An 11,604-nucleotide genomic window follows, 5' to 3' on the forward strand; every position below is an offset into this window, starting at 1 on the left:
CCGAGCGCGAGCCGGTGCGGGCCTGGCAAGTGGTTGTGCGCGTGGTCACGCGGGGTGGTGCGTAGCCACACTAGCCTCGGCCCTACCCTCGGAGCCGTGAACCCGACCGAGCTCGCCGCGTCCGGCCCGCTGCTGTTCGCGGCCGTCATCGCGGTGCTCGCCGGGGCCGTCAGCTTCGCTTCGCCGTGCGTGGTCCCGCTGGTGCCGGGCTATCTCGCCTACCTCGCGGGCGTCGTCGGCGCGGAATCCCCGCCGATCGACGCGGGCGAGGCGCAGCGCACGCGCCGCGGCCGCTGGCGGGTCGCCGGCGCCGCGCTGCTGTTCGTGGCCGGGTTCAGCGTCGTGTTCGGCGCCAGTTCGCTGCTGCTGCTCGGGTTGTCCGACGCGTTGCTGGCCAACGAGCCGCTGCTGCAACGCATCGGCGGAGTGATCACGGTCGCGATGGGGCTCGTGTTCATCGGCCTGGTTCCCGCGCTGCAACGCGACGTGCGGGTGCACAAGGTCCCGCAGGCCGGGCTGTGGGGCGCCCCGCTGCTGGGTGCCGTGTTCGGTCTCGGGTGGACACCGTGCCTCGGGCCGACGTTGACCGGTGTGATGTCGCTGGCCATCGGCACCGACGTGAGCACCAGCACGGCCGTGCGCGGTGTTCTGCTCGTCGCCGCCTACTGCTTCGGCCTCGGCCTCCCGTTCGTGCTGCTGGCGCTCGGTGCCCGGTGGGCGGTGCGCAGCGCGGGCTGGCTGCGCGGCCGCGGGCGCGTCATCCAGATCGCCGGTGGTGCGCTGCTGGTAGTGGTGGGCTTGCTGCTCGTCACCGGTCTTTGGGGAGAACTGATCGCGGTTTTGCGTGAACCTGTAAACGGATTCGAGACGCCGATCTGATGTCCCGAGTCCGCACCGCCCTGGCTTTCCTGCGCAACACCTGGCGTGGCCTGACGTCCATGCGCACCGCGCTGGTGCTGCTGTTCCTGCTGGCGATGGCCGCGCTGCCCGGCGCGCTGATCCCGCAGCGCTCGCTGAACCCGGGCGAGGTCGACAAGTACTTCAAGGATTACCCGAAGGTCGCGCCGATCCTGGACAAGCTGGGCGTGTTCGAGGTGTTCAGCTCGGTCTGGTTCGCCTCGATCTACGTGCTGCTGTTCATCTCGCTGATCGGCTGCCTGCTGCCGCGCTGCCTGGAGTACTACCGGCAGCTGCGCGGCAGGCCGGTGCGCACGCCGCGGAATCTCGAGCGGATGCCGCACCACGCGACGGCCACTGTGGACGGAACGCCGGACGAGGTGCTGGCAACCGCGAACCGCAAGCTGCGCGGCTGGCGCAAGGACGAGCGCACCGACGACGAAGGCCGCCGCTCGATCAGCGCGGAGCGCGGCTACCTGCGCGAGGCCGGGAACCTGGTGTTCCACTTCGCACTGGTGGCCCTGTTGATCGGGCTCGCGGGCGGCAAGCTCTACAGCTACGAGGGCCAGGTCATCGTGATGGCCGACGGTTCGGAGTTCTGCAACTCCGGCACCTACAACTACGACTCGTTCCGCGCCGGGCTGAACGTGGACGGAACCCGGCTGAGCCCGTTCTGCTTGCGGGTCAACGACCTCAACGTCAAGTACCAGCACACCGGACAGCCTGCGGGTTTCCAGGCCGACGTGGACTACCAGTCCGGGGAGGACCTGGCCAGCGGCGACTGGCAGCAGCACGATCTGCAGGTGAACCATCCGCTGCGCACTGCTGGCGACCGGGTCTACCTGACCGGTGAGGGCTACGCGCCGACGTTCACCGTCACCTGGCCGGACGGGCAGAAGCGCACCAGCACCGTGCAGTGGCAGCCGATGGACACGACGACGAAGTTGTCCCAGGGCGCCACCAAGTTCGACCAGCCCGGCGTGACCGATGAGAAGCAGCGGCGCGAGACCCAGATGGCGGTTACCGGGCTGTTCGCGCCGACGGCCGGCTACGACGGCAAGGTGCTCGGTTCGCGGTTCCCGGACCTGCTGGACCCGGCTGCGGCGGTGGACGTGCTGCGCGGCGACCTCGGGCTGGACTCCGGACGCGGGCAGTCGATCTTCGGCGTGGACCAGAAGATGGTCGAGTCCGGGCGGCTGCAGCGGGTCGCGCGGGAGAACCTGCGCGTCGGGCAGGAACTCCGGCTCGCCGACGGCACCAAGGTGCACTTCGACGGCGTCGAGCGGTGGGCCAACCTGCAGGTCTCGCACGACCCGTCCCAGCAGTACGTGCTGATCGCGGCGATCGCGGTGATCTTCGGGCTGACCGCTTCGCTGAGCATCAAGCGCCGCCGGATCTGGGTGCGGGTGGCCTCGCACCCGGAGGCCGAACAGGACGGTTCCGCGCGTACCGTTGTCGAGGTCGGCGGACTCGCCCGGACCGATCAGGCCGGCTATGGCGAAGAATTCACCAGGTTGGCCAAGGACTTGCTCGGGACCGATGGCTCCGACGCGGAGCCTTCCGGGTCGGAATCCGTGCGCGGAAGGAAGAGCTGATGCCGGTCAACCAGACGCTGTCCACCTACAGCGACATGGCCTTCGCGACCTCGGTCGTGATCTACATCGCGGCCATGCTGCTGTACTTCGCCGAATTCGCCTACGGCGGTCGCAAGCAGGTCAAGGCCGCGCGGGAGGCGGAGCTGGTCACCGCGGGCGGTGGCTCGGCCGCGGAGTCCAACGGCGGCGTCGGCCGGGTCGAGCAGCCGCAGGGCCGCCCGCTGTCCGAGCGCTTCGGCGGCATGGCGGTGTCGATGACGGTGCTCGGCGCGCTGGTGCACGCCGCCTCGTTGATCTTCCGCGGGGTCGCGACCGGCCGGGCGCCGTGGGGCAACATGTACGAGTTCGGCTCGGCGATCTGCCTCGCGGCGGTGATCGCCTGGACGATCGTGCTGTTCCGGCAGATGCGGGCCGAGCGCCGCGACGCGACTCCGGCGCAGTTGCGCGGGCTCGGCGGTTTCCTGCTGCTGCCGGTGGTGCTGCTGCTGTTCCTGTCCGGCACGGTGCTGTACGCGAAGGCGGCTCCGCTGCAGCCCGCGCTGCAGTCCTACTGGATCGTGATCCACGTGACCGCGGCGATCATCTCCAGCGGTGCGCTGATGTTCGCGGGTACCGCCAGCGTGCTGTACCTGCTGCGCGCGCGGTACGAGAACAACCCGCTGAAAATGGTGAAATTCGGTTCCCGGCTGCCCGCCGGGCAGGCGCTGGACCGGATGGCCTACCGCGCCACCGTGATCATCTTCCCGGTGTGGACGTTCGCGATCATCGCCGGGGCGATCTGGGCGGAGGCCGCCTGGGGCCGGTTCTGGGGCTGGGACCCGAAGGAGACCTGCTCGTTCATCGCCTGGGTCGTCTACGCTGCGTACTTGCACGCGCGCGCGACCGCGGGATGGCGCGGCGTGCGGGCCGCCTGGGTCAACATCGCCGGGCTGGCCGTGATGATCTTCAACCTGTTCTTCATCAACATCGTCGTCTCCGGGCTGCACTCGTACGCTGGGCTGTGAGTCCATGATCCGAGCCGGAGCGCGGCGTCCGGCCACCCGCGTCACGCGGGCGGCCGGCACTCGTCCCGGTAATGATCGAGCCAAGTGCAGGAGGTACGGGAACGGTGACCGGACGCTACGAAGAGCCCGAAACGCAGCGCGAGGCGGGTTCGACGTCGCCCGGTGCGGCCGCTGACGGCCCGCGCCCGGAGTCGTCCACGGAAGCCCGGAACCCGTCCGCGGCGTCGAACGGCCCGGCCGGGCACGGCGCACCGGATTACGGCTACGGCCCGCAGGAGTCCGCCCAAGCGCCGTACGTCGAGCCGGGCACGACGCCGAACAACACCCCGCTGCAGCCGCCGGAGATGCCGCCGCAGCACTACCCGGCACCCGGTGTCCAAGGTGGACAGCCGTTCCCGGACGTCCGCCCGCAGTCCGGGCCGCTCTACGCCGACCCGACCCAGTCCGGCCCGCAGCAGCAGGCCGGCGTGCCCGGGCCGAACCCGGCGCAGGGCCCGCCCGGCCCCCAGCCCGTCCAAGGTGGACAGTCCGGACCGCACCAGGTGCCGCCGGGGGGCTCCGGGCCGTTCCCGGCACCGCCCGGGCAGTCCGGGCCGCACCAGGTGGGCGGTGTCCCGTCCGGGCCGTACGCGCCCGCGGCCGGTCCGTTCCCGCAGCAGCCCGGATACCCGCAGAACCCCCAGCAGCCGAATCCCGGGCAGCCCCAGGGGTTCCCGCCGCAGCAACCGCCGCAGGGCGGCAACCAGCAGGCGTTCGGCCAGGACCTGTCCTCGGCGCAGCTGCTCCGGCAGACCAGGCGCCCACCGCAGTCCGGTTGGCGCAAGGCCCTCTACGTGGCCAGCGGCCGCTCGATCAACCTGGGCGAATCCGCTTCGGACGTGCGCCGCCGGGAGCTGATCGGCCGGATCAACCAGCCGCTGCAGGGCTGCTACAAGATCGCGATGCTGAGCCTGAAGGGCGGCGTCGGCAAGACCACCACCACCGCGACGCTGGGCTCCACCTTCTCGTCGCTGCGCGGTGACCGGGTGATCGCGGTGGACGCGAACCCGGACCGCGGCACGCTCAGCCAGAAGATCCCGCTGGAGACCACCGCGACGGTGCGGCACCTGCTGCGCGACGCGCAGCGCATCCGCAAGTACAGCGACGTGCGCTCGTACACCTCGCAGGGCCCGAGCCGGTTGGAGATCCTCGCCAGCGAGCAGGACCCGGCGGTCTCCGAGGCGTTCAGCGAGGACGACTACCAGCGCACCGTGACGTTGCTGGAGCACTTCTACAACATCCTGCTCACCGACTGCGGCACCGGACTGATGCATTCGGCGATGAAGGGCGTGCTGGACGTCGCGGACTCACTGGTGATCGTCTCGCCCGGCTCGATAGACGGTGCGCGCAGTGCTTCGGCCACATTGGACTGGCTGGACGCGCACGGCTACGGCTCGCTGGTGGCGCGCTCGGTCGCGGTGATCAATTCGGTGCGGCCGGGTTCCGGCAAGGTCGACGTGGACAAGCTCAGCGCGCACTTCGGGTCGCGTTGCCGCTCGGTGGCGCGCATCCCGTTCGACGCGCACCTGGAAGAGGGCGCCGAGGTGGAACTCGACCAGCTCGCCGCGCCGACCAGGCTGGCGCTGCTGGAACTGGCCGCGATCGTCGCCGACGACTTCCCGCAGGCGTTCGGCAGGCAGCGGCAGGTGTGACCGCGGGCGGCCGCGCCCGGATCGGTCCCGGTCGCCTGGGATCAGTCCTGGTCGTGGTCGCCGGTGTTGCGCTGCTGCTGCTCGCCGAGCCGCCGCAGGAACTCGGGATCGTCGTCGGGTGCCACCGTCCTGCGGCCGGAGGCGCTTTCCGGTTCGTCGTCGCGCATCGGGCCGAAAGCCCGCCACATCAGTACGGCGACGGTGAGCGCGCCGATCGCTGCCAGGACGTAGATCATCGGACACCTCCAACACTTCCCCGCCGAGACTAGCCCGAGTGGCGGGGCCGGTGGGTGCGCCGATCAGGCAACGACCCGGGGAGCCCGCCGCGCGGGCGGGTCCCCCGGGTGCGGATCAAGCGGAGCGGACGTCGTTGGTGAGCTCGGCCAGCAGCGTGCGGACCTCCGACTCGCGGAACCGGCGGTGCCCGCCGGGCGTGCGGATGGAGCCGATCCGGCCCGCGGTCGCCCATCTCGTGACCGTCTTGGGGTCGACCCGGAACAGCGAGGCGACCTCACCAGGGGTGAGCAGTTGTTCCTGGCCGTTCTGACGAGACTGGGGAGTCGTCGCGGTCACAGCGGACCTCCACAATGCGGACGGTTTTCGGGCATTCCGGTCGCATCCTGGCACCCGGATGGTCAGGTACTCGAACATTTGGCTCCAGGTAAAGGGAAGGTAAGGGACGAAACCGGCGCATCGGGCGGGACCGCCGGGCGCCGAGCCGAAACCGCCGTGCTCTACCCTGGCTGACGTGCAGGAACAGCAGGTGGCCGAGCACGCGGGGCCGGACGGGCGGACGAACCTGGCGCGGGACATCGCGCTTTACACCTTGGCGAGGCTGGGACTGCTGGTCGCGGTCACCGCCGTGATCGCCGCCTGCCAGGTGCCGGTGCTGGTGGCCGCGGCCGTGTCCGTGGTGGTCGTGATGCCGTTGTCGATGCTGGTGTTCGGCAAGCTGCGCCGCCGCGTCGCGGCGGGCATGGTGCACCGGGCGCAGCGCCGCGAAGAACTCCGCGCGCAGCTCCGCGGCGACCGCGACGAGTCCGATGACCAGCAGTGACGTCGAGCGGGCCCGCGCTGTCGTGGACCGCTCCTGCGGGAGCACGCGGGCCTGGTGCAACGAAGCCGTCCGGCTCATCGAGGCCGACGCGAACCGCAGCGCCGACACTCACCTGCTGCGGTTCCCGCTGCCGCCGGAGTGGGGCATCGACCTTTACCTCAAGGACGAGTCAACGCATCCGACCGGTTCGCTCAAACACCGGTTGGCCCGATCGCTGTTCCTCTACGCCATCTGCAACGGATGGGTGACGGAGAACACGCCGGTGATCGAGGCGTCCTCCGGTTCCACCGCGGTTTCCGAGGCGCACTTCGCGCACCTGCTCGGCCTGCCGTTCATCGCCGTGATGCCCCGCTCGACCAGCGCGGAGAAGGTCGCGCTCATCGAACGGCACGGCGGCACCTGCCACTACGTGGATCGCGCGGACGCGATCTACGCGGAGTCCCGGCGGCTCGCCGGCGAACTCGGCGGGCACTTCATGGACCAGTTCACCCACGCCGAACGCGCCACCGACTGGCGCGGGAACAACAACATCGCCGAGTCGATCTTCGAGCAGATGGCGTTGGAGCGGCACCCGGTGCCGGAGTGGATCGTCACCGGCGCGGGAACCGGCGGCACCAGCGCGACCCTCGGCCGCTACATCCGCTACCGGCGGCACCGCACCCGGCTCGCGGTGGTCGACCCGGAGCACTCGGTCTTCTTCGACGCCTGGCGCCGCGGCGATCCGGCGCAGACCGGTTCCCGCGGCTCGCTGATCGAGGGCATCGGCAGGCCCCGGGTGGAGCCCTCCTTCGTCGGAGAGGCCATCGACCGCATGGTCAAGGTCACCGACGCGGCCTCCATCGCCACCGTCCGCTGGGCCGCGGACGTGCTCGGCCGCCGGGTCGGCGGATCCACCGGGACGAACCTGTGGGGCGCGTTCGGCTTGATCGCCGAGATGGTGCGGGACGGGCGCGGCGGCAGCATCGTCACGCTGCTCTGCGACGGCGGCGAGCGCTACGCGAACACCTACTACGACGACGAATGGGTGGCCGCGCAAGGAATGGACCTGAGCGGGCCCCTCGAGGCGCTGGCGGAGTTCCACCGCACCGGCGCGTGGCCGGTCGCGGGCTGAGCCGTCCGCGGCGGTCCTGGCGACGGCACGTACTCTGCGATCAGCAGTCGTTCCAGGAGGTGACATGCGCGCGATCGTGCCCGCCGCGCTGATCACCCTGCTCGCGGCCGGATGCACCCAGGGCGGGCCCGGTCCCGCACCCGCGACCACCTCGCCGGGGACCACCACCAGTCAGCCCGAGTCGGTCGCCCCGTCGATCACTCGGCAGGTGCCGCCGGAGCAGCGCCGCGCGCTCGCGGACGCCTCAGCGAAACAGCTGTGCGGGCTGGTCACGGTGGACGAACTCGGCAAGCTCGCGTTCCCGGTGGGCGCGGGCGCGCCGCGCGAGATCGGCTTGGAGCCGTCGGTGCGCGGCTGCCAGTTCGAGGCGCAGAACGGGTCGCGGTCGATCCTGATCGGCTCGCAACCGGACGGTTTCGGCGGGCTCGGCGACGAAGAGGTCGAGCTCGGCGCGGTGCGCGGCACCCAGCAGCTGCACGTCAACGACTGCACCGTGTTCGCGCCGCAGGCCGGGGCGACCTTGCAGGTCGCGGTGAACGCGCCGGAAGCCGACTCGGACGACTGCGAGACCGCGCAGGGGGTCGCGCAGTACGTGCTGGCCGGGGTGCGCTGAGGCGAGCTCGGCTGTGTCCGCAGGCTGAGCCGGGGCTCAGCTGTGTCGACGGGCCGAGCCGGAGCTCAGCTGTGTCGACGAGCTGAGCCCGGGCTCAGCCGGCGGCCAGCGCGACCCCGGTCGCCGCGCCCCACACCAGCATCGCCAGGCCGGTGTCCCGCAGCGTCGGGATCAGCCCGCGCCCGGAAGCGCCGCCGGTCACCGCCCGCACCGGGTTGATCAGCAGCGGCAGCGCGAGGAAACCCACCAGTGCCCACGAATTGCGCAGCCCGGTCAGCACCGTGATCAGGAACGGGATCAGCACCAGCGCCAAGTAGAGCGTGCGGGTGTCCCGATCGCCGAGCAGCACCGCCAGGGTGCGCTTGCCGGTGACCCGGTCGCCGGGGATGTCGCGCAGGTTGTTCGCCACGAGCACGGCGCTGGAGAACGCGCCCACCGCGACCGCGCCACCGATGGCGAACCCGCTGACCGTGCCCGCCTGCGCGAACATCGTCCCCAGCACCGCGACCAAGCCGAAGAAGACGAACACGGCGACCTCACCGAGCCCGGAATAGCCGTACGGGCGCTTGCCGCCGGTGTAGAACCAGGCGCCACCGATGCACAGCAGCCCGACCAGCAGCATCCACCACTGACCGCTGAGCAGCACCACGCCGATCCCGGCCAGCGCGCCCAAGCCGAAGCAGGTGAACGCGGCCGTGCGCACCGACTCCGGCGTCGCTGCGCCGGAGCCGACCAGGCGCATCGGCCCGACCCGGCTGTCATCGGTGCCGCGGACTCCGTCCGAGTAGTCGTTGGCGAAGTTCACCCCGATGATCAGCAGCACCGACACCGCCAGCGCCAGCAGCGCGATCGGTGCGGACCACCCGTCCACCCCGGCGGCCGCGCCGGTTCCGACCAGCACGGGCGTGATCGCGTTCGGCAATGTGCGCAGCCGCGCGCCTTCGATCCACTGAGTGACAGTCGCCATGGGGGTCATCATCTCGCACCGCTCGTGGTCATTGATGAAGAGTCGACCGCAACGCCCGCCGGTCCGGCTTGCCCGGCCCGCGCAACGGCAGTTCGGCCAGGAACTCCACCCGCTTGGGCACGGCCGCGGGGCCCGCTTCGGCGCGCACCGCCGCGCGCAGCGCTTCCGCCCGCGGGGGCGCCGCCGGGTCGGCGGGCACGACCGCGGCCACCACCGCCTGGCCCCATTCGGCGTCGTCCACCCCGAGCACGCAGACCTCGCGCACGCCGTCGAGTTCGCCGAGCACGCGTTCCACCTGGGCCGGGGCGATGTTCACGCCGCCGGTGATGATCAAGTCGTCGGCGCGGCCCACGATCTCCAACCGGTCCCCCGACCACCGGCCGAGGTCGCCGGTGCGGAACCAGCCGTCGTCGAACGCCGCGGCCGGAGCCTGCCGCCGGTAGCCGCGGGCCAGCGTCGGGCCGGACAGCGACACCGGACCGGGCGCGCAGGACTCCGCGACACCGGACTCCGCGGCACCGGAGGGGGCCTCGACTCGCACCCGTACCCCGTCCAACGGCACGCCGTCGTAGACGCAGCCACCGGAGGTCTCGCTCATGCCGTAGGTGGTGACCACCCGGACACCGGTCTCGCGCGCGCGGCGCAGCAGCGCGGGTGGCGTGGCCGCTCCGCCGAGCAGGACCGCGTCGAATCCGCGCAGGGCTTCCAGTCCGGCGGAGGCGTCGTCGAGCAGGCGGTGCAGCTGAGTGGGAACCAACGCGGTGTAGTGCCTTCCCCGGGTGGTCAAAGTCCGTTGCGCGGCTTCGGCGAACCGATCCGGGCGGAAACCGTCCGAAGCGTCCACCGCATCCGGGTCCGTTCCGGCGATCAGGGACCGGACCAGCACCTGGATGCCTGCGATGTGGTGCGCAGGCATCGCCAGCAGCCAGTGCCCCGGGCCGCCGAGGTGGCGGTGCGTCGACTCGGCCGATGCGCGCAGCGCGGTCGCGGGCAGCAGCACGCCCTTGGGCGTTCCTGTGGAACCGGACGTCGCGATGACCAGGGCCGTCGGGTCCGCGGGATCGTCCGCATCGGACTCCAGCGGTTCACCCGCGCCCAAGGCGGGTGCGGGGTCGGTGCCCGCGGGCACCGGGAGCAGCGCCGGGCCTTCGCCGCTGAGGGCCCGGCGCAGGTCGGGCAGCACGGTCAGCGCCGCTGCTCCCGCGGGGACGGGCAGTTCTCGGAGTTCCCGGGAGCGGAGCGCACCGGGCCGGGGTTCGCGGGCGGTCGGCATACCGCTCATCTTGCGCCTGCCGGTGCTCGCGGCGGGTCGGCGGCCTGCGGCAACGGTTCCGTCCATCACAACTCGATCACCAGTTCGGATGAACTCGCTCAACTGTTCGACCCGGCCGGTCGATGGTTCTTGCAGAGACCGGTGACGAGCGGAAGCGGTGATGACGATGGGCGTGCGGCTCCAGGACCGCAACGGCTGCGAACTTCCCGGCGCGCTGCCGGTGGCCGCGGCGGAGGCGCCCCGGCCACCGGCGCTCAGCGCTGCCCGCGGCCCGGTGGCGCGGTCAGTAGTACCAGGGGAACTCGCTCCAGTCCGGCTCCCTGCGCTGCAAGAACGCATCGCGGCCCTCGACCGCTTCGTCGGTCATGTACGCGAGCCGGGTGGTCTCGCCCGCGAACAGCTGCTGGCCGATCAGCCCGTCGTCGATGGCGTTGAAGGCGTACTTGAGCATCCGCTGCGCGGTGGGCGACTTGCCGTTGACCTCCCGCGCCCACTGCAACGCGGTCGACTCCAGCTCGGCGTGCTCGACGACCTCGTTGACCATCCCCATCTCGTGGGCCTGCTGGGCGGAGTACGGGCGGCCGAGGAAGAAGATCTCGCGGGCGAACTTCTGCCCGGCCTGGCGAGCCAGGTAGGCGCTGCCGAACCCGCCGTCGAAGCTGCCGACGTCGGCGTCGGTCTGCTTGAAGCGGGCGTGCTCGTCGCTGGCCAGCGTGAGATCGCACACCACGTGCAAGCTGTGCCCGCCGCCGGCGGCCCAGCCCGGCACCACGGCGATCACGACCTTGGGCATGAACCGGATCAGGCGCTGCACCTCCAGGATGTGCAGCCGGCCCGCGCGGGCGGGGTCGACGGTCTCCGAGGTGTCCCCGGAGGCGTACTGGTATCCGGAACGGCCGCGGATGCGCTGATCACCACCGGAGCAGAAGGCCCAGCCGCCGTCCTTCGCGGACGGGCCGTTGCCGGTCAGCAGCACGCACCCGACGTCGCTGGTCATCCGCGCGTGATCGAGCGCGCGGAACAGCTCGTCGACGGTGTGCGGGCGGAAGGCGTTGCGCACGTCCGGGCGGTCGAAGGCGATCCGGACGGTGCCGCGTCCCGGACCGTCCTCGACGCAGCGGTGATAGGTGATGTCGGTGAAGTCGAACCCGGCCACCGGCTCCCACGCGGCGGGGTCGAACAGCTCAGAAACACGGGAGTTCAGCACGCCTGGGACAATAGGCCGAGCCCCGGCGCCCGGAACATCAGGAGGGCGCCGGCCGCGCGGTGCGGCTGCCCAGCGCTTGTCCGTCCCGGTGGCCCAGTGGCCGCCCGTTCCGGTGGCGCAGCCGGTACCGGGTCCGAATGGTCCGGTGTCCCGGGCGACACTGGGAGCGGTCCGCAGGGGGCAGCTTTC

At 71.4% G+C, this 11,604-nt stretch carries 12 protein-coding genes; 7 read left to right on the forward strand and 5 right to left on the reverse strand.

Going from position 1 to position 11,604, the window contains the following annotated elements; all coding sequences use genetic code 11:
* The first annotated feature begins 96 nt into the window (after window positions 1-96).
* From V1457_RS09375 to V1457_RS09390, 4 genes are all read left to right on the forward strand, one after another.
* Entirely contained in the window at window positions 97-879 is a 783-nt protein-coding gene (locus V1457_RS09375) for a cytochrome c biogenesis CcdA family protein (protein WP_200068932.1), read from the forward strand.
* Complete coding sequence (locus V1457_RS09380; RefSeq protein ID WP_200068933.1) at window positions 879-2,492, forward strand: cytochrome c biogenesis protein ResB; 1,614 nt, start codon at window positions 879-881, stop codon at window positions 2,490-2,492. The genes V1457_RS09375 and V1457_RS09380 overlap by 1 nt, the downstream gene beginning before the upstream one ends.
* Complete coding sequence (gene ccsB, locus V1457_RS09385) at window positions 2,492-3,496, forward strand: c-type cytochrome biogenesis protein CcsB (RefSeq protein ID WP_200068934.1); 1,005 nt, start codon at window positions 2,492-2,494, stop codon at window positions 3,494-3,496. The genes V1457_RS09380 and ccsB overlap by 1 nt, the downstream gene beginning before the upstream one ends.
* A 344-nt stretch (window positions 3,497-3,840) precedes the next feature.
* Window positions 3,841-5,187, forward strand: a complete 1,347-nt coding sequence (locus V1457_RS09390; protein WP_407074778.1) for an AAA family ATPase — start codon at window positions 3,841-3,843, stop codon at window positions 5,185-5,187.
* 41 nt (window positions 5,188-5,228) lie between these two features.
* Here V1457_RS09390 and V1457_RS09395 read toward each other — a convergent pair whose 3' ends face one another.
* A complete protein-coding gene (locus V1457_RS09395; protein WP_200068936.1) occupies window positions 5,229-5,423 on the reverse strand; it encodes a hypothetical protein in 195 nt (64 codons plus the stop codon).
* Between the two features lie 115 nt (window positions 5,424-5,538).
* Complete coding sequence (locus V1457_RS09400) at window positions 5,539-5,760, reverse strand: BldC family transcriptional regulator (protein ID WP_184476042.1); 222 nt, start codon at window positions 5,758-5,760, stop codon at window positions 5,539-5,541.
* A 175-nt stretch (window positions 5,761-5,935) separates the two neighbouring features.
* Between V1457_RS09400 and V1457_RS09405 the strand changes: the two genes are divergently transcribed.
* The 3 genes from V1457_RS09405 to V1457_RS09415 all read left to right on the forward strand — a co-directional run bounded on the left by V1457_RS09405 (window position 5,936) and on the right by V1457_RS09415 (window position 7,968).
* A complete protein-coding gene (locus V1457_RS09405) occupies window positions 5,936-6,244 on the forward strand; it encodes a DUF4229 domain-containing protein (RefSeq protein ID WP_200068937.1) in 309 nt (102 codons plus the stop codon).
* Window positions 6,231-7,355, forward strand: a complete 1,125-nt coding sequence (locus V1457_RS09410) for a PLP-dependent cysteine synthase family protein (RefSeq protein WP_338602533.1) — start codon at window positions 6,231-6,233, stop codon at window positions 7,353-7,355. Before V1457_RS09405 ends, V1457_RS09410 begins: the two co-directional genes overlap by 14 nt.
* 64 nt (window positions 7,356-7,419) lie before the next feature.
* On the forward strand, window positions 7,420-7,968 hold the full coding sequence (locus V1457_RS09415) for a DUF3558 family protein (RefSeq protein WP_338602536.1): 549 nt from the start codon (window positions 7,420-7,422) through the stop codon (window positions 7,966-7,968).
* Window positions 7,969-8,062: 94 nt separating this feature from the next.
* On the opposite strand, the gene V1457_RS09420 is transcribed toward V1457_RS09415, so the two are convergent.
* The 3 genes from V1457_RS09420 to V1457_RS09430 all read right to left on the reverse strand — a co-directional run bounded on the left by V1457_RS09420 (window position 8,063) and on the right by V1457_RS09430 (window position 11,415).
* Window positions 8,063-8,935 carry a 1,4-dihydroxy-2-naphthoate polyprenyltransferase gene (locus tag V1457_RS09420; protein ID WP_338602539.1) on the reverse strand — a complete coding sequence of 291 codons (873 nt, stop codon included), beginning with the start codon at window positions 8,933-8,935 and terminating at the stop codon, window positions 8,063-8,065.
* A 28-nt stretch (window positions 8,936-8,963) separates the two neighbouring features.
* Entirely contained in the window at window positions 8,964-10,208 is a 1,245-nt protein-coding gene (gene menE, locus V1457_RS09425) for an o-succinylbenzoate--CoA ligase (protein ID WP_407074779.1), read from the reverse strand.
* A gap of 283 nt (window positions 10,209-10,491) precedes the next feature.
* Window positions 10,492-11,415 carry a 1,4-dihydroxy-2-naphthoyl-CoA synthase gene (locus V1457_RS09430; protein WP_200068941.1) on the reverse strand — a complete coding sequence of 308 codons (924 nt, stop codon included), beginning with the start codon at window positions 11,413-11,415 and terminating at the stop codon, window positions 10,492-10,494.
* Window positions 11,416-11,604: the final 189 nt, after the last annotated feature.

The organism is Saccharopolyspora sp. SCSIO 74807, from assembly GCF_037023755.1.
GTDB classification, from domain to species: domain Bacteria; phylum Actinomycetota; class Actinomycetes; order Mycobacteriales; family Pseudonocardiaceae; genus Saccharopolyspora_C; species Saccharopolyspora_C galaxeae.